This window comes from Stenotrophomonas lactitubi (assembly GCF_002803515.1).
GTDB lineage: Bacteria > Pseudomonadota > Gammaproteobacteria > Xanthomonadales > Xanthomonadaceae > Stenotrophomonas > Stenotrophomonas lactitubi.
In genome coordinates, this window is sequence record NZ_PHQX01000001.1 from 1,449,519 (window position 1) to 1,466,273 (window position 16,755).

Here is a 16,755-nt window from a genome sequence, read left to right on the forward strand (position 1 = left end):
GATGGAATTCGTTTCCGAGTGGTTCTGGTTCTTCCTGTGTCTTCCGTTGGCGGCGCTGGCCGGCTGGGTGATCGGACGCCGCGGCGGTCAACGCCACGGTGACAACCAGGTCAGCCACCTGTCCAGCACCTATTTCCGTGGCCTGAACTACCTGCTCAACGAGCAGCCGGACAAGGCCATCGAACTGTTCCTGCACATCGCCGAGCTGGACAAGGAAACCTTCGAGACCCAGGTCGCGTTGGGCCATCTGTTCCGCCGCCGTGGTGAAGTGGACCGCGCGATCCGTCTGCACCAGGGCCTGGTCAACCGCCAGGACCTTAGTGATGCGCAGCGCGTGCAGGCCCTGCTGGCACTGGGCGAGGACTACATGAAGTCCGGCCTGCTGGACCGTGCCGAAACGGTGTTCACCGAACTGGCGCAGTTGGACCAGCGCGCACCGCAGGCGCTCAAGCACCTGATCGGCATCTACCAGGCCGAGCGTGACTGGGAAAAGGCGATCGACAACGCTACCCGCTTCGAAGATGTCACCGGCGAGCCGATGGGCAAGCTGATCGGGCAGTTCGAATGCGAGCTTGCCGAGCGCTTCCGTGGCGCTGGCAAGCTGGAAGAGGCGAGGGCGGCCATCGCCCGCGCCTACCAGGCCGATGCCATGTCGGTCCGTGCCGGCATCATCGAGGGCCGCCTGGAAACCGATGCAGGCAACGCCGAGGCCGCCGTGCGTGCCTTCGAGCGTGCTGCCCGCAACGATCCGGAGTACCTGCCGGAAGTGCTGCCGGCGCTGATGGAAAACTACCGCAAGGTCGGTGACCTGGGCGGCGCGCGCGCCTTCCTGTCCGAGATGACCGAGCACTACCGCGGCATCGCCCCGGTGCTGGCGCTGACCCGCCTGATGGAAGAGCAGGAGGGTGTCGCACCTGCCCGCGCCTATCTTGGCCGCCAGCTCAAGGATCGCCCGTCGGTGCGTGGCGAATCGGCACTGATCGACCTCACCTTGGCCGAGGGCGCAGATTCCACCGCGACCCTGCACGACCTCAAGCACATCACCGACCAGTTGCTGGTGCGCAATCCGGCCTACCGCTGCACCCGCTGCGGATTCGGCGCGCGTACCCACCACTGGCAATGCCCCAGCTGCAAGGAGTGGGGCACGGTCAAGCCGCTGTTGAATTACGCGGTGCTCTGAACCATGCCGTGGCTTGTGATGGCCGCGCTGCTGGGCCTGGCCCTGCTCAGCGCGGCATTGACCTGGGCGGCACGCGTGTACGCCCTGCGCAGGCAGTTGCTGGACCAGCCCGGCGAGCGCCGCAGCCACAGCGTCGCCACCCCGCGCGGTGGCGGTATCGCCATCGTGATCAGTCTGCTGGTTGCGGCAGCCGTGGCCGCTTGCGTCTGGCCGGACGCTGCAGCCAGCCTGGCTGTCGCCAGCCTTGGCCTGGCGCTGGTTGCCGGCATTGGCTGGTGGGATGACCATCGGCCGCTGCCGGCCATGCGCCGGTTGCTGGTGCATTTCCTCGCCGCCGCCTTGCTGGCGGGACTGGTCAAGATGCACGGGGGCAGCTGGCTGCTGAGCCTGCTGGTGCTGTTCTTCACCGCCTCGCTGATCAACATCTGGAACTTCATGGATGGGATCAACGGGATTGCCAGCAGCCAGGCAGTCATCGTTGCGCTGGGCTTCGCGATGGTGCTGCCCTGGCCCTATTCGCTGGTGGCCATCGTGCTTGGCCTGGCGTGCCTGGGTTTTCTGCCATTCAACTTTCCGCAGGCGCGGATCTTCATGGGTGATGTCGGTAGTGGCGCGCTGGGCTATGCCGTGGCAGTGGTGCTGGCCGTCGCTGCAGTGCACACCGACATCAACTGGATCCTGCTGCTGCTGCCGTTGTCCGCCTTCCTTGTGGACGCGGGCTTCACGCTGTTGGCGCGCATGCTTTCCGGGCAACGCTGGATGGAACCCCACACCCAGCACGTCTACCAGCGCGCGGTCCAGGCAGGAGCCAGCCATGCCCAGGTGACAGGGATGTACTTTGTTTTGGGCCTGTTCAGTATTACAGTGTTCAATATCTGCACCAATTTGCAGCCGAGGTGGGAGGCTGCCGTAGCGGTCGCGTGGTTTGCCGCGTTGACCCTGCTGTGGCTCCTCCTGCGCAATGGATTGCGCCACCGATAAGGAATTACTCGATCTATGTCTTCACCCTGGCGGGACAGAATCCTCGGTCTGATGCCGCGTACGGCCATCGTCTGCCACGACTTGTTCATGGTATGGGCCTGTTGGCAGCTGCTGCATGCAGGTCGTTACTCGATCCTTGCCGACGCTCCCGCATTGCCGCTGTGGAACGTGGACACCACGCTGGTGCTGGCGCTGCAGGGCCTGGTGTTCTGGCGTATCGGCCTCTATCGCGGGCTGTGGCGCTTCGCCAGCGTCAGCGACCTGCTGAACATCTTCAAGGCCAGCTTCATCGGCCTGATCGCCATTGTTCTGGTGCTGGCCTGGAAGCGCTTCAACGGCGTGCCGATGTCGGTGCTGGTGATCTATCCGTTCGCACTGTCGGCACTGCTGGGCGCGCCGCGCCTGTTGTACCGGGCGTGGAAGGACTACCAGTCGCTGCAGTCCGATTCGTCCGCGCGCCGCGTGCTGATTCTCGGCGCCGGCCAAGCCGCTGAGACCCTGGTGCGCGACCTGCGCCGATCCGGCAATTTCGAGCCGGTTGGCCTGCTCGATGATGCACCGCACCTGCGTGGCGCCAAGCTGCAGAGCCTGCCGATCCTGGGCACGCTGGACGACGCACCGGCGGTGGCCCGGGAGACCGCGGCCAAGCTGCTGGTGATCGCCATGCCCTCGCTGGATGCCGTTGGCATGCAGCGCGTGGTGGCCATCTGCGAGAGCACCGGCATTCCGTTCCGCACGGTGCCCAAGCTCAGCGACATCCTGCAGGGTCAGTCGCTGCCGGGCCAGTTGAAGGAAGTGGCCATCGAAGACCTGCTTGGGCGCAAGCCGATCATGCCGGACTGGAACCTCATCCGCGGCTGGTTGGGTGGGCGCACGGTGATGGTCACCGGTGCCGGTGGCTCGATCGGGTCCGAGTTGTGTCGCCAGTGCGCGCGCCATGGTGCCGGTCGTATCGTGCTGCTGGAGATCAGTGAGCTGCTGCTGTTGACCATCGAGGGCGAGCTGCGCCGCAGCTTCCCCGATGTCGAGATCGAAGCCGTGCTCGGTGACTGTGGCGACCCTGCGGTGATCCGTCATGCGCTGTCGCTGCACCCGGTCGACACCGCCTTCCATGCGGCCGCCTACAAGCATGTGCCGGTGCTGGAGCGTCAGCTGCGCGAAGCCGTGCGCAACAACATCCTGGCCACCGAGAACGTGGCCCGCGCCTGCCTGGAAGCCCGCGTCGAGCACTTTGTGTTCATTTCGACCGACAAGGCGGTGGACCCGGTCAATGCGCTGGGCGCCAGCAAGCGCTATGCGGAGATGATCTGCCAGAGCCTGGACCAGAAGTCCACGCACACCCGTTTCGTGACCGTGCGCTTCGGCAACGTGCTGGCGTCGGCCGGCAGCGTGGTGCCGTTGTTCCGCGAGCAGATCCTCAAGGGCGGCCCGGTTACGGTGACCGACCCGGAGGTCAGCCGCTATTTCATGACCATTCCCGAGGCCTGCCAGCTGATCCTGCAGGCGGCCGCGTCGGCGTCGCACGGGGCGATCTATACCTTGGACATGGGCGAGCCCGTGCCGATCCGGGTGCTGGCCGAACAGATGATCCGCCTGGCGGGCAAGCAGCCCTACAAGGACATCCCGATCATCTACACCGGCATGCGCCCGGGCGAGAAGCTGCACGAGACGCTGTTCTATTCCGACGAGGACTACCGGCCGACCGCGCACCCGAAGATCCTGGAAGCCGGCGTACGTGCGTTCTCGCGTGACGTCGTGCTGGGCAACGTGCCCAAGCTGCGCGAGGCGATTGCCAGGTACGACATCGATACGATCCAGGAAATCCTGTTCGCGACCATGCCGGAATTCTCGCCAATCGAACAGGATGCTTACATTTCTTCCGCTAAGGTTGTGCCCTTTCCGGCACGTGAGGCCAGCAGGCACCAATGAGCAAGCGCATTCGCAAGGCAGTATTTCCAGTAGCAGGTCTGGGCACGCGTTTTCTTCCGGCGACCAAGACGGTGCCAAAGGAGATGCTGCCGATCATCGATCGGCCGCTGATCCAGTACGCCGTGGATGAGGCGATCGAAGCGGGCTGTGACACCCTGGTGTTCATCACCAATCGCTACAAGCACGCTGTCGCCGACTATTTCGACAAGGCCTACGAGCTCGAGCAGAAGCTCGAGCGCGCGGGCAAGCACGAGCAGCTCGAATTGATCCGCCATGTGCTGCCGGAAGGCGTGCGCGCGATCTTCGTCACCCAGGCCGAGGCTCTGGGCCTGGGCCACGCGGTGCTGTGCGCCAAGGCGGTCATCGGTGACGAGCCGTTTGCTGTGCTGTTGCCGGATGATCTGATCTGGAACCGCGGCGCGGGTGCACTGAAGCAGATGGCCGACCTCAACGAGGCCAGCGGCGCCAGCGTCATCGCCGTGGAAGACGTGCCACACGACAAGACGGCCAGTTACGGCATCGTCGCCACCGAGGCGTTCGATGGCCGCAAGGGGCGTATCTCGCAGATCGTGGAGAAGCCGAAGCCGGAAGACGCACCGAGCGATCTGGCGGTGGTGGGTCGCTACGTGCTGAGCCCGAAGATCTTCGAGCTGCTTGAGCAGACCCGGACCGGTGCCGGCGGCGAGATCCAGCTGACCGATGCGATCGCCGAACTGCTGAAGACCGACGAAGTTGATGCCTATCGTTTCGAAGGCACCCGTTTCGACTGCGGCACCCATCTGGGGCTGGTCGAGGCGACGATTCGTTTTGCGCTGGACAACCCGAAGCTGGCCGGCCCGGCGCGGGAGAAGCTGACGGCGATGCTGGCGGAATAAGGTGTTTTCAAGCGCTCCGTTCGCGGCGCCTTGATTGATACGTGATGGGCGGGATGGGCGGGCCTTTGCAGGACACGCCGTAAACCCGTCCATGGGGGCTCGATGGCGCCATCCATGGCGCCAACGGTCCTGCAAAGCCCCACCCATCCCGCCAGCCTGGTTTCCTGCGGGCGCGGACGGGTAGGGCGGAATCAACGGCAGAAGCAAAAGCAGAAAGGCAGCCATTGGCTGCCTTTTTTGTGGCTCTGACCCCATCGTGGAAAGCATCCACGCATGGCGTGGATCTACTGCCTTTGCTCACCCCTCCGCCGCGCGGAATGTTGGGTGGTCCGGGTGGGTGAGGCTGACCGGGACTGTCAGCGGCATGGATGCCGCTGCCAAGCCTACAGGGATGTACTTGCGGCGTGTCCCGGGCAGTCTCACCCGCCCGGGCCCCACAGCCAGCCAACAATCAGCCGGCAACGCTCTGAACCTTACAGCGCCTCGAAAATGCCCGCCGCGCCCATGCCGGTACCGATGCACATCGTCACCATGCCGTACTTCTGCTGGCGACGACGCAGGCCGTGCAGCAGGGTCGCGGTACGGATCGCACCGGTCGCACCCAGCGGGTGGCCCAGGGCGATCGCCCCGCCCAGCGGATTGACCTTGCTCGGGTCCAGGCCGCAATCGCGGATCACCGCCAGCGACTGTGCCGCGAAGGCTTCGTTGAGCTCGATCCAGTCCAGCTGGTCCTGGGTAAGGCCGGCCTGCTTCAGCGCCTTCGGAATCGCGGCGATCGGGCCGATGCCCATCACTTCCGGACGCACGCCGGCCACCGAGAAGCTGACGAAACGGGCCAGCGGGGTCAGGCCGTAATCCTTGATCGCCTGTTCCGACGCCAGCAGCACCGCGCCGGCGCCATCGCTCATCTGCGAGGAGTTGCCGGCAGTGACGGTGCCGCCGAACTGGCCGTTGCGGAACACCGGACGCAGCTTGGCCAGGCCTTCAGCGGAGGAATCCGGACGCGGGCCTTCGTCGGTGTCGGCCACCTTGTTGCGGGTGATGATGCGCTTGCCGTCGGCCAGGTCGGGCTGGTGCGAGATGATCTCGTACGGGCTGATCTCGTCCTTGAAGTCGCCATTCTGGATGGCGGCCATGGCCTTCTGGTGCGATGCCAGGGCGAACGCGTCCTGGTCTTCGCGCGAGACCTTCCATTCTTCAGCGACCTTCTCGGCGGTGATGCCCATGCCGTAGGCGATGGCGACGTGGTCGTTGTCGAACACGCTCGGGGCCATCGCGATCTTGTTGCCCATCATCGGCACCATCGACATCGATTCGGTGCCGCCGGCCAGCATCAGGTCGGCATTGCCAAGGCGGATGGCGTCGGCCGCCTGCGCTACGGCCTGCAGGCCGGAGGAGCAGAAGCGGTTCACGGTCTGCGCGGCGATGGTGTTCGGCAGGCCGGCCAGCAGCACGCCGATGCGGGCCACGTTCATGCCCTGCTCGGCTTCCGGCATCGCGCAGCCGATGATCGCGTCATCGATGCGGTTGACGTCCACGCCCGGTGCCTGCGCGACGACGCTGCGCAGCACGTGGGCGAGCATGTCATCGGGGCGGGTGTTGCGGAACATGCCCTTGGGCGCCTTGCCAACCGGGGTGCGGGTGGCGGCGACGATGTAGGCGTCCTGGATTTGCTTGGTCATTGCAGTGATCTCTTGAATTTTTTAGCCGGAGTGCCGACCAACGGTCGGCACCCACCAAAAGCAGGGAGGGGCAATCAGTTCCGCAGCGGCTTGCCGGTCTTGAGCATGTGCGCGATGCGGGCCTGGGTCTTTTCCTGCTGGGCCAGTTCGACGAAGTGCTTGCGCTCCAGGGTCAGCAGCCACTCTTCGTCGACCAGGGTGCCGCGGTCGACCTTGCCGCCGCACAGCACGGTGGCGATGCGCTCGGCGATCTCGTAGTCGTACGGGCTGATGAAGCGGCCTTCCAGCATGTTGACCAGCATCATCTTGAAGGTCGCGATGCCGACGTCACCGGCCACCTGGATGCGGCGTGCCGGCAGCGGCGGACGGTAGCCCGCTTCGGCCAGCGCACGTGCTTCGGCCTTGGCGATGTACAGCGCCTCGTAGCTGTTGAACACCACCTTGTCGGTGCTGCGCAGCAGGCCCAGTTCCTGGGCGTTGACCGCCGAGTTGGACACCTTGGCCATCGCCACGGTCTCGAAGGTCTTCTTCAGTTCGGCGAACACGTCACCGCCCGGGCCTGCAGCCTGCGAGGCGCGCACGGCCAGTTCCTTCAGGCCGCCACCGGCCGGCAGCAGACCGACGCCGGCCTCGACCAGGCCGATGTAGCTTTCCAGGAAGGCCACGGTCTTGGCGCTGTGCATCTGGAATTCGCAGCCGCCACCCAGGGCCAGGCCACGCACCGCAGCCACCACCGGCACCAGCGAGTACTTGATGCGCTGGCTGGTGCGCTGGAAGTTGTGCACCATTTCCTCGAACTGGTCGACCTTGCCGGCCTGCAGCAGGCCGAGCGCGCCGGCCAGGTCGGCACCGGCGGAGAAGGGCTCCTTCTGCTGCCAGATCACCAGGCCCTGGAAGTCCTTCTCGGCGCGCGTGACGCACTCCTGCAGGCCATCCAGCACGTGGTCGGACACGGTGTTCATCTTGGTCTTGAAGCTGACCACGGCGATGCCATCACCGTCGTGCCACATGCGCAGGCCGTCGTTCTCGAACACGGTCTCGCCCGGTGCGAACTTCTCGCCCAGCAGCGGATCGGGGAAGCGCTGGCGCTGGTACACCGGCAGCGACGAGCGCGGCAGCTTGGCGTTGCGCGACGGGCTGTAGCTGCCCTCGGCGGCGTGCACACCGTCGCGGCCATCGAACACCCAGTCCGGCAGCGGGGCGTTGCTCATGCTCTTGCCGGCCACGATGTCATCGGCGATCCACTGTGCGACCTGCTTCCAGCCGGCGGCCTGCCAGGTTTCGAACGGGCCCAGCGACCAGCCGTAGCCCCAGCGGATGGCCAGGTCGACGTCGCGCGCGGTCTCGGCGATGTCGGCCAGGTGGTAGGCGCTGTAGTGGAACAGATCGCGGAAGGTCGCCCACAGGAACTGCGCCTGCGGGTGCTGGCTCTCGCGCAGCTTGGCGAACTTCTCGGCCGGGTTCTTGATCTTCAGGATCTCGACCACTTCCGGTGCGGCGGCGCGGTCAGCCGGACGGTAGTCCTGCTTTTCCAGGTCCAGCACCACGATGTCCTTGCCGACCTTGCGGAAGATGCCGGCGCCGGTCTTCTGGCCCAGTGCACCCTTGGCAATCAGCGCATCCAGCCACTTCGGCGACTTGAAGAATTCATGCCACGGGTCATTCGGCAGAGTATCGCCCATGGTCTTGATGACGTGGGCCATGGTGTCCAGGCCGACCACGTCGGAGGTGCGGTAGGTGGCCGACTTCGGGCGGCCGACCAGCGGGCCGGTCAGGCCGTCCACTTCATCGAAGCCCAGGCCGAACTGCTGGGTGTGGTGGATGGTGGACAGGATCGAGAACACGCCGATGCGGTTGCCGATGAAGTTCGGGGTGTCCTTGGCGTACACCACGCCCTTGCCCAGGGTGGTGACCAGGAAGGCTTCCAGGCCTTCCAGCACGCTGGCGTCGGTGGTGGTGGCCGGAATCAGCTCGGCCAGGTGCATGTAGCGCGGCGGATTGAAGAAATGCACGCCGCAGAAGCGGTGGCGCAGCTGTTCCGGCAGCACGTCGGCCAGCTTGTTGATGCCCAGGCCCGAGGTGTTGGAGGCCAGCACCGCGTGGTCGGCCACGAACGGGGCGATCTTCTTGTACAGGTCCTGCTTCCAGTCCATGCGCTCGGCGATGGCCTCGATGATCAGGTCGCAGTCCTTCAGCTGTTCCAGCCCGGTCTCGTAGTTGGCCGGGGTGATGGCTTCGGCCAGCGACTTGCTGGCCAGCGGTGCCGGGCTCAGCTTGCCGAGGTTGGCGATCGACTTCAGCACGATGCCATCGGCCGGACCTTCCTTTGCGGGCAGGTCGAACAGCACGGTGTCGACGCCGGCATTGGTGAGGTGGGCGGCGATCTGGGCACCCATGACGCCGGCACCCAGCACGGCGGCGCGGCGGACTAGCAGGGAATTGGACATGGTGTAGGGCCTTTGTTGGTCAGCAGTTACTGGGTGGAATCAATGGAGGCGGGCAGGGTGCTGCCGCTGCGGGCGGCGGCGCGGAATCCGGCCTCGGCGAAATGGATCAGTTCATGCGCGGCATGGGCACGATGCGCCGTTTCGGTGACACCGGCGGGTCGCTTGATCAGCCCGAAATCGGCCATGGCATAGGTCAGCGAGCCGGCTAGGAAATCCAGGCGCCAATAGAGCTCCTCTTTGCTCAGGCTGGGCACGCAGGTGGCAATCGCCTTGCCGAACTCACGCAGCACGTGGCCATAGTGGTCGGACAGGAACTTGCGCAGGTTGTCGTTCTTTTCAGCGTAGGCACGGGCGATCACGCGGACGAAGGCGCCGCCGTTCTGGCGGTCCTGGGCCAGCGCCAGGGCCGGCTCGACGAAGGCGGCCAGCACCGGCCGCAGTTGCCCGGGGTGTTCGTTGCGGGCGCGCTCGAGCTGGGCCAGGCGGGCGCCGGTCATCTCGTCCATGCGGCGGCGGAAGACTTCGTTGACCAGGTTTTCCTTGGACCCGAAGTGGTAGTTCACCGCAGCGATGTTGACGTCGGCCTGGCTGGTGACTTGGCGCAGCGAGGTGCCGGCAAAGCCGTGCTGGGCGAACAGCTCCTCGGCGGCGCCGAGGATCCGGTCCTTGGTCGAGAAGTGGGCGGGCTTGGCCATCGGGCGGGCGGACCTTAATCAAACGATTGTTTGATACTAGAACCAGACGGTAGCGTATGGCATTTTGCAGTGCAGCAAAAATGCCTGGGCGGTTACAGGGGATTCAGTAGTGCCAGCCCATGGCTGGCAGCTCGCAATCCTGAATGGGAGCCCCAGGCCCGAAACGACCGGCATGAGGCCTGCCAGCCATGGGCTGGCACTACTGAGTGGGATCTTTTACAATCCGCGCACGTTTATCAGGCTAAGCCCGCGTTTCGACGCGGCTTTTTTTTTGTTACCCTTCGGGCCATCAGCGGCCCGATTCCATTGGAGACATCCCATGGCGCTGGAGCGCACCCTTTCGATCGTCAAGCCGGACGCCGTTGCCAAGAACGTCATCGGCGAAATCTACGCCCGCTTTGAAAAGGCTGGCCTGAAGGTCGTGGCCGCCAAGTACAAGCAGCTGTCGCGCCGTGAAGCCGAAGGCTTCTACGCCGTGCACCGCGAGCGTCCGTTCTTCAACGCACTGGTCGAGTTCATGATCTCCGGCCCGGTGATGATCCAGGCCCTGGAAGGCGAGAACGCCGTCCTGGCCCACCGCGACCTGCTGGGCGCCACCAACCCGAAGGAAGCCGCTGCGGGCACCATCCGCGCCGACTTCGCCGAATCCATCGATGCCAACGCCGCCCACGGCTCGGACTCGGTCGAGAACGCCGCGATCGAAATCGCCTACTTCTTCGCCGCCACCGAAGTCGTTTCGCGCTGAGAGTGATGCCGTGAACGAGGTCGTACAGCCAACCGCCATCCCTTCCGTACTCGTTGCGGGTCCGGTTGTGGCAAAGCAGAATCTGCTCGACCTCGATCGCGAGGGTCTGGAGCGCTTCTTCGCCGAGACTCTCGGCGAAGCGCGCTACCGCGCCCATCAGGTGATGAAGTGGATCCACCATCACTACGTCACCGATTTCGATGAGATGACCGACCTGGGCAAGGCGCTGCGCGGCAAGCTGCACCAGCACGCCGAGGTCCGCGTCCCCAACATCGTGTTCGACAAGCCCTCCGCCGACGGCACCCACAAGTGGCTGCTGGCGATGGGCACCGATGGCAAGAACGCCATCGAGGCCGTCTACATTCCGGACAAGAACCGCGGCACCCTGTGCGTGTCCTCGCAGGTGGGCTGCGCGCTGAACTGCACGTTCTGTTCAACCGCCACCCAGGGCTTCAACCGCAACCTCTCCACTGCCGAGATCATCGGCCAGGTGTGGGTCGCTGCGCGTCATCTGGGCAACATCCCGCACAAGCAGCGTCGTCTCACCAACGTGGTGATGATGGGCATGGGCGAGCCGTTGATGAATTTCGACAACGTCGTGCGCGCCATGAGCGTGATGCGCGACGACCTGGGCTACGGCCTGGCCAACAAGCGCGTGACCCTGTCGACCTCCGGCCTGGTGCCGCAGATCGACCGCCTGTCCGCCGAAAGCGACGTGTCGCTGGCGGTGTCGCTGCACGCGGCCGACGATGCGCTGCGCGAGACGCTGGTCCCGCTCAACAAGAAGTACCCGATCGCCGAGCTGATGGCATCGTGCGCACGCTACCTGCGCGCCAACAAGCGCCGCGAGTCGGTGACCTTTGAATACACCCTGATGAAGGGCATCAACGACCAGCCCGAGCATGCCCGGCAGCTGGCGCGGCTGATGCGCCAGTTCGACAATGCCGTGCAGGCGTCGCACTCGGGCAAGGTCAACCTGATTCCGTTCAATCCGTTCCCGGGGACGCGCTACGAGCGTTCCGAAGAAGCGCATATCCGTGCCTTCCAGAAGATCCTGCTCGACGCGAAGGTGCTGACCATGGTCCGACGGACCCGTGGCGACGACATCGACGCTGCCTGTGGCCAGCTCAAGGGCCAGGTGATGGATCGCACCCGCCGCCAGGCAGAGTTCAACAAGACGTTGCAGGCAGGGAAGGGGAGCGATGCGGCGGCCTGATCGCCTGCCGGTGGCCCTGTTCGCAGGCGCGCTGGCACTGGCAGCGGGCGGTTGCACGACCACAAGTGAGATTCCGATCGGCCCGGGCGGGGTCGCGCCGATCCACACCGTCCGCGATGCGCCGGGCGTACGCCAGAAGTTCCACTACGAGGATCTGCTGGCGCTGGCCGCCCGCGACATGCAGGTGGGCAATCTGGACGAGGCCGAGCGCAAGGTGCGCCGTGCGCTGAAGCTCCAGCCCAACGGGGTGGATGCGGTGATGCTGCTGGCCGGAGTCGAAGACCGCAGGGGGCGCGAGCAGCAGGCGGGGGATGGTTTCCGCCGCGCTGCGGAGCTGGCGCCGAAACGCGGTGACGTGCTCAACAATTACGCGGCGTGGCTGTGCCAGCACGGCCACTCGGCCGAATCGCTGGTCTGGTTCGATCGTGCCCTGGCTGCCCCGGACTACGCCACGCCCGCCGCTGCCCTGGCCAATGCCGGTGGTTGCGCGTTGGACGCTGGCCAGCTTGAACGCGCCGAGCGCGACCTGCGTGCCGCCCTGGCGCAGGTGCCGGACAACCCGGTCGCGTTGGAGGCGATGGCCCAGCTGAGCTTCCGTCGCGGCCAGTTCATGGAGGCCCGCGCCTTCGCCGAACGTAGGATTGCGGCTGCACCGGCCACGCGTTCCGTGTTACAACTTGCGTCTCAAATCGAGGCGCGGCTGGGTGATCAGGCAGCATCTGATCGCTATCTTCAGCGGATTCGACAGGAATTTCCGCAGGACGCGGGCTCCTAACTCCAGGGTTGATGCATTGTGATTGATGACCAGACTGTGAGCGATCTCGAGACTGTGGCCGGCTGCGGCACCCGCCTGCGCCAGGCTCGCGAGGCCGCCGGACTGACCCTCGAAGACGTCGGCCAGCGCCTGCGCATGCCGGTTCAAGTGGTGAAGTCGCTCGAGCAGGAGCAGTGGCAGAAGCTGGGGGCGCCGGTGTTCGTGCGCGGCCAGCTGCGCAGCTATGCCCGCCTGCTCGGTGTCGACGTCAGCGAACTGCTGGAACAGGCCCAGGTTGGCCCGGTGGTTCCGCCGACCCTGGTCAGCCACACCCATACCCCGCGTGCGCGCCGGATCGCCGAGAATCTCGGCCGCCGTGCGCTGTATGTCGGTATTACCGCCGTGCTGGCGGTCCCGGTCTGGTTCGCCACCCGTGGCCACTTCGATGGTGCCGCGCCTTCGCCGAACACCGCCTCGCTGGACGTGATCCCGGCCGCCGTACCGGTTACCCCGGCCGGTCCCGGGTCCGCCGCTGCCGCGCCGGCCGAAGTGACGGCCGCGCCCGTCATCAAGCCGACTGCCACCCCCTACGTCGCTTCGCTGGCCCCGGTACCACGCGCCGCGCCGGCGCCAGCCGCCAACCTGGACATGCAGTTCAGCGGCGACAGCTGGGTCGATATCGGTGGCCCCGATGGCGCCACCGTGGAGAAGGCGTTGATCAAGTCCGGTGAAAGCCGCAGCTTCACGCCGGGCCAGGTTGCCCGCGTCACCTTGGGCAATGCTTCGGCGGTCCAGGTTCAGCAGAATGGCGCTATCGTCGATCTGACGCCCTATCAGCGAGCCAACGTGGCACGCTTTCAGGTATCCTCTGAAGGCTCCGTTGTCCCGGTTTCACACTGAGGCGCGGTTTCACCACCTTCGATAATCCCAATGGTCCCTCCCGATGGGCGGGGCGAGAGTACGCATGGCGATCGACGACCTGCTCGACGAGCACGAACAAAGTGAACGCGTCCGCAGCTGGCTGCGGAAGAATGGTGCCAGCATCCTCGGTGGCGTAGTCATCGCCATCGGTGCCATTGCCGGCTGGCAGTGGTACCAGAAGGACCAGGGCGGCAAGCTGGCCTCGGCCAATGTCGAGTACCAGAAGGCCCTGGCGGGTCTGCAGGCAAACAAGCTCGATGACGCGGCCAAGGCGGTCAAGGCGCTGGAGGCTGGCCCGTCCAGCATCTACGGCGACCTGGCGGCGCTGCAGCTGGCCAAGGCCCAGGTCGATGCGGGCAAGAATGAAGAAGCGCTGGCTACCCTGCGCGCGGTGAAGGTCGAAGGCGACCTGCAGCGCGTGGTCGACCAGCGCGTGGCACGCCTGCTGGTGGCTACCGGCAAGGGCGATGAAGCGATCAAGCTGCTGGGCAGCGCCACCGACAGCAGCAGCCTGGAAATCCATGGCGATGCGCTGATGGCGCAGGGCAAGCGTGACGCGGCCCGCGAACAGTATGAGAAGGCGCTGAAGACGCTGGACGTGGCAGCGCCGCAGCGGCGTCTGCTGGAAACCAAGGTTATGGACGCCGGCGGCACCGTCGCCGCCCCTGCGGAGTCGGTTTGATGAGTCAGAAGGTCATGATCACGCGCGTCGCCACCGTACTCCTGCTCGGTATGGCGCTGTCCGGTTGCAGCACCATGAAGGGCTGGTTCGCCGGCAAGGACGCAGCAGCGAAGAAGGCACAGGAGCCGGCTGAACTGGTGAAGTTCGAGCCGACCCTGAAGGTCAACAAGGCCTGGTCGGTCAACCTCGGCAAGGGCGAGCGCCGCATCGGCGTGCGCCAGGGCCCGGCAGTGGCCAACGGTCACGTGTTCGCCGCGGCGATCACCGGTGGCGTGCACGCCATCGACCTGCAGACCGGCAAGAAGGTCTGGACCTGGGAGCCGAAGAAGGAAAAGAAGAAGGCCAAGCTGCGGCTGTCCGGTGGTCCGGGCGTCGGCGAGAACCTGGTGGTCATCGGTACCCTCGATGGCCAGGTGATCGCGCTGGACATCAACGATGGCAGCGAGAAGTGGCGCGCACGCGTGCCGAATGAAGTCATCGCCGCGCCGGCCATTGCCCAGGGCATGGTCTTCGTGCGCAGCAATGATGGCCGCGTCACCGCGTTCGATGCCGGCAACGGCACCCAGAAGTGGTTCAACCCGAGCGAGCTGCCGGCGCTGACCGTGCGTGGCAACGCGGCGGTGGTGGCCGGTCCGGGCGTGTTGTTCATCGGCAAGGACGAGGGCAGCGTTGCTGCGCTGGCCATGCAGGACGGCCGCACGCTGTGGGACCAGAATGTCGGCACCGGCGAAGGCCGTACCGAGCTGGACCGCATGGCCGACGTCGATGGCGCCCCGGTGCTCGACGGCAATACGCTGTTCGTGAGCAGCTTCAAGAACCAGACCATGGCCATCGAAGGCCCGACCGGTCGCCCGATGTGGGCGCGTGACCACGGCGGTGCCGGCGGTGTGGCGGTGTCTTCGGGCAATGTTTTCGTTACCGACAACAAGGGCGGCGTGTTTGGCCTGGACAAGGCCAGCGGCGCGGCGATGTGGTCGCAGACCGCACTGGCCCGGCGCTCGCTGACCGGTCCGGCGCTGCACGGCGACTACGTGGTGGTCGGTGACTACAAGGGATACCTGCATTGGCTGCAGGCCTCCGATGGCGCGATGGCAGCGCGGGCGAAAAGCGGCGGTGATGCGCTTCTGGCCCAGCCAATCGTCGTCGATGGGGTGCTGCTGGTGCAGAACGTTGATGGCAAGCTGACCGCATTCCGGTTGGCAAATTAATACGGAGTAATCGCGATGCTGCCTTTGGTCGCCCTGGTTGGACGGCCGAATGTCGGCAAGTCGACCATATTCAATGCACTGACCCGAACCCGTGACGCCCTGGTCCATGACCAGCCCGGCGTCACCCGGGACCGCAACTATGGCGTCTGCCGGCTTGACGAGGACAACCATTTCCTCGTCGTCGATACCGGCGGCATCGCAGAGGAAGAAGAAGGCCTGGCTGGTGCTACCACGCGCCAGGCCCGCGCTGCCGCTGGCGAAGCTGACCTGATCCTGTTTGTCGTTGATGCCCGCGAGGGCACCTCGGCGATGGACGATGAGATCCTGGCCTGGCTGCGCAAGCTGTCGCGCCCGACGCTGCTGCTGATCAACAAGATCGACGGCACCGACGAGGACACCGTGCGTTCGGAGTTTGCCCGCTACGGCTTCAGCGAGATGCTGACCGTGTCGGCTGCCCACCGCCAGGGCCTGGACGACCTGCTGGACGAGGTCATTCAGCGCCTGCCGGAAGAGGGCAGCGGCGAAGAGCTGGACAACGATCCGAACCGCGTGCGCATCGCTTTCGTCGGCCGCCCGAACGTGGGCAAGTCGACCCTGGTCAACCGCATCCTCGGCGAAGAGCGGATGATCGCCTCGGACGTGCCGGGCACCACCCGCGATTCGATTTCGGTGGACCTGGAGCGTGACGGTCGCGAGTACCGCCTGATCGACACCGCCGGCCTGCGTCGCCGCTCGCGCGTGGACGAGGTCGTCGAGAAGTTCTCGGTGGTCAAGACCATGCAGTCGATCGAGCAGTGCCAGGTAGCCGTGCTGATGCTCGACGCCACCGAAGGCGTGACCGACCAGGACGCCACCGTGCTCGGCGCCGTACTGGATGCCGGCCGCGCGCTGGTGATCGCGATCAACAAGTGGGACGGCCTGACCGACTACCAGCGCGAGCAGGCGGAAACGATGCTGTCGCTGCGTCTGGGCTTCGTGCCGTGGGCCGAGTCCGTGCGCATCTCGGCCAAGCATGGCTCGGGCCTGCGCGAGCTGTTCCGTGCGGTGCACCGCGCGCACGAATCGGCGAACAAGACCTTCACCACCAGCGAAGTGAACAAGGCGCTGGAAGTGGCCTACGAGACCAACCCGCCGCCGACCATCCGCGGCCATGTCTCCAAGCTGCGTTACGTGCACCCGGCCGGCGCCAACCCGCCGACCTTCATCGTGCACGGCACCCGCCTGAAGGAACTGCAGGAGTCGTACAAGCGCTACCTGGAGAACTTCTTCCGCAAGCGCTTCAAGCTGATCGGTACGCCGGTGCAGTTCATCTTCCGCGAGGGTGCCAACCCGTACGAGGGCAAGAAGAACGTGCTGACCGAACGGCAGGTCAAGGCCAAGCGGCGCTTGATGAAGCACGTCAAGGGCAAGTGATTCACAGGAAGGCGGCCGCAGGGCCGC

The 16,755-nt window shown here is 65.6% G+C and carries 14 protein-coding genes; 11 read left to right on the top strand and 3 right to left on the bottom strand.

The genetic code is table 11. The features are described 5' to 3' along the window. Position 1: 1 nt before the first annotated feature. The 4 genes from lapB to galU are packed head-to-tail and all read left to right on the top strand — an operon-like array spanning position 2 to position 4,965. Positions 2–1,180, top strand: coding sequence for a lipopolysaccharide assembly protein LapB (gene lapB / locus CR156_RS07065; RefSeq protein ID WP_032977571.1), 1,179 nt, complete (start codon positions 2–4; stop codon positions 1,178–1,180). Between the two features lie 3 nt (positions 1,181–1,183). Continuing rightward, a complete protein-coding gene (locus CR156_RS07070) occupies positions 1,184–2,161 on the top strand; it encodes an MraY family glycosyltransferase (protein ID WP_100552309.1) in 978 nt (325 codons plus the stop codon). Between the two features lie 15 nt (positions 2,162–2,176). Continuing rightward, positions 2,177–4,090 (top strand): polysaccharide biosynthesis protein, encoded by a 1,914-nt coding sequence (locus tag CR156_RS07075; RefSeq protein ID WP_165780973.1) that lies wholly within the window; start codon positions 2,177–2,179, stop codon positions 4,088–4,090. Next, the gene (galU, locus tag CR156_RS07080) at positions 4,087–4,965 is read left to right on the top strand and encodes a UTP--glucose-1-phosphate uridylyltransferase GalU (RefSeq protein WP_100552310.1); all 879 of its coding nucleotides are present in this window, start codon (positions 4,087–4,089) and stop codon (positions 4,963–4,965) included. Before CR156_RS07075 ends, galU begins: the two co-directional genes overlap by 4 nt. A gap of 473 nt (positions 4,966–5,438) precedes the next feature. Here the strand turns inward: galU and CR156_RS07085 are convergent, their stop codons facing one another. The 3 genes from CR156_RS07085 to CR156_RS07095 form a co-directional block, all read right to left on the bottom strand. Continuing rightward, a complete protein-coding gene (locus CR156_RS07085; protein WP_100552311.1) occupies positions 5,439–6,647 on the bottom strand; it encodes an acetyl-CoA C-acyltransferase in 1,209 nt (402 codons plus the stop codon). A 74-nt stretch (positions 6,648–6,721) separates the two neighbouring features. Next, on the bottom strand, positions 6,722–9,094 hold the full coding sequence (locus CR156_RS07090) for a 3-hydroxyacyl-CoA dehydrogenase/enoyl-CoA hydratase family protein (RefSeq protein ID WP_089240532.1): 2,373 nt from the start codon (positions 9,092–9,094) through the stop codon (positions 6,722–6,724). A gap of 26 nt (positions 9,095–9,120) precedes the next feature. Next, on the bottom strand, positions 9,121–9,789 hold the full coding sequence (locus CR156_RS07095; protein WP_100552312.1) for a TetR/AcrR family transcriptional regulator: 669 nt from the start codon (positions 9,787–9,789) through the stop codon (positions 9,121–9,123). A 319-nt stretch (positions 9,790–10,108) separates the two neighbouring features. Here CR156_RS07095 and ndk point away from each other — a divergent pair, with 319 nt between their 5' ends. From ndk to der, 7 genes are all read left to right on the top strand, one after another. Next, positions 10,109–10,534 carry a nucleoside-diphosphate kinase gene (gene ndk, locus CR156_RS07100; protein WP_089240536.1) on the top strand — a complete coding sequence of 142 codons (426 nt, stop codon included), beginning with the start codon at positions 10,109–10,111 and terminating at the stop codon, positions 10,532–10,534. A gap of 10 nt (positions 10,535–10,544) precedes the next feature. Continuing rightward, positions 10,545–11,750, top strand: coding sequence for a 23S rRNA (adenine(2503)-C(2))-methyltransferase RlmN (rlmN, locus tag CR156_RS07105; RefSeq protein ID WP_100552313.1), 1,206 nt, complete (start codon positions 10,545–10,547; stop codon positions 11,748–11,750). Further along, complete coding sequence (gene pilW / locus CR156_RS07110; protein ID WP_100552314.1) at positions 11,737–12,525, top strand: type IV pilus biogenesis/stability protein PilW; 789 nt, start codon at positions 11,737–11,739, stop codon at positions 12,523–12,525. Before rlmN ends, pilW begins: the two co-directional genes overlap by 14 nt. A gap of 18 nt (positions 12,526–12,543) precedes the next feature. Next, positions 12,544–13,404, top strand: coding sequence for a helix-turn-helix domain-containing protein (locus CR156_RS07115; RefSeq protein WP_100552315.1), 861 nt, complete (start codon positions 12,544–12,546; stop codon positions 13,402–13,404). Positions 13,405–13,468: 64 nt separating this feature from the next. After that, a complete protein-coding gene (locus CR156_RS07120; protein WP_100552316.1) occupies positions 13,469–14,107 on the top strand; it encodes a YfgM family protein in 639 nt (212 codons plus the stop codon). Further along, positions 14,107–15,315 carry an outer membrane protein assembly factor BamB gene (gene bamB / locus CR156_RS07125; RefSeq protein ID WP_088100629.1) on the top strand — a complete coding sequence of 403 codons (1,209 nt, stop codon included), beginning with the start codon at positions 14,107–14,109 and terminating at the stop codon, positions 15,313–15,315. The genes CR156_RS07120 and bamB overlap by 1 nt, the downstream gene beginning before the upstream one ends. 15 nt (positions 15,316–15,330) lie before the next feature. Next, the gene (gene der / locus CR156_RS07130; RefSeq protein ID WP_025874993.1) at positions 15,331–16,728 is read left to right on the top strand and encodes a ribosome biogenesis GTPase Der; all 1,398 of its coding nucleotides are present in this window, start codon (positions 15,331–15,333) and stop codon (positions 16,726–16,728) included. The last annotated feature ends 27 nt before the right edge of the window (positions 16,729–16,755 follow it).

Coding starts and splice junctions, on each gene's coding strand:
- lapB (WP_032977571.1), top strand. CDS start 2: ATGGAATTCGTTTCCGAGTGGTTCTGGTTCTTCCTGTGTCTTCCGTTG.
- CR156_RS07070 (WP_100552309.1), top strand. CDS start 1,184: ATGCCGTGGCTTGTGATGGCCGCGCTGCTGGGCCTGGCCCTGCTCAGC.
- CR156_RS07075 (WP_165780973.1), top strand. CDS start 2,177: ATGTCTTCACCCTGGCGGGACAGAATCCTCGGTCTGATGCCGCGTACG.
- galU (WP_100552310.1), top strand. CDS start 4,087: ATGAGCAAGCGCATTCGCAAGGCAGTATTTCCAGTAGCAGGTCTGGGC.
- CR156_RS07085 (WP_100552311.1), bottom strand. CDS start 6,647: ATGACCAAGCAAATCCAGGACGCCTACATCGTCGCCGCCACCCGCACC.
- CR156_RS07090 (WP_089240532.1), bottom strand. CDS start 9,094: ATGTCCAATTCCCTGCTAGTCCGCCGCGCCGCCGTGCTGGGTGCCGGC.
- CR156_RS07095 (WP_100552312.1), bottom strand. CDS start 9,789: ATGGCCAAGCCCGCCCACTTCTCGACCAAGGACCGGATCCTCGGCGCC.
- ndk (WP_089240536.1), top strand. CDS start 10,109: ATGGCGCTGGAGCGCACCCTTTCGATCGTCAAGCCGGACGCCGTTGCC.
- pilW (WP_100552314.1), top strand. CDS start 11,737: ATGCGGCGGCCTGATCGCCTGCCGGTGGCCCTGTTCGCAGGCGCGCTG.
- CR156_RS07120 (WP_100552316.1), top strand. CDS start 13,469: ATGGCGATCGACGACCTGCTCGACGAGCACGAACAAAGTGAACGCGTC.
- bamB (WP_088100629.1), top strand. CDS start 14,107: ATGAGTCAGAAGGTCATGATCACGCGCGTCGCCACCGTACTCCTGCTC.
- der (WP_025874993.1), top strand. CDS start 15,331: ATGCTGCCTTTGGTCGCCCTGGTTGGACGGCCGAATGTCGGCAAGTCG.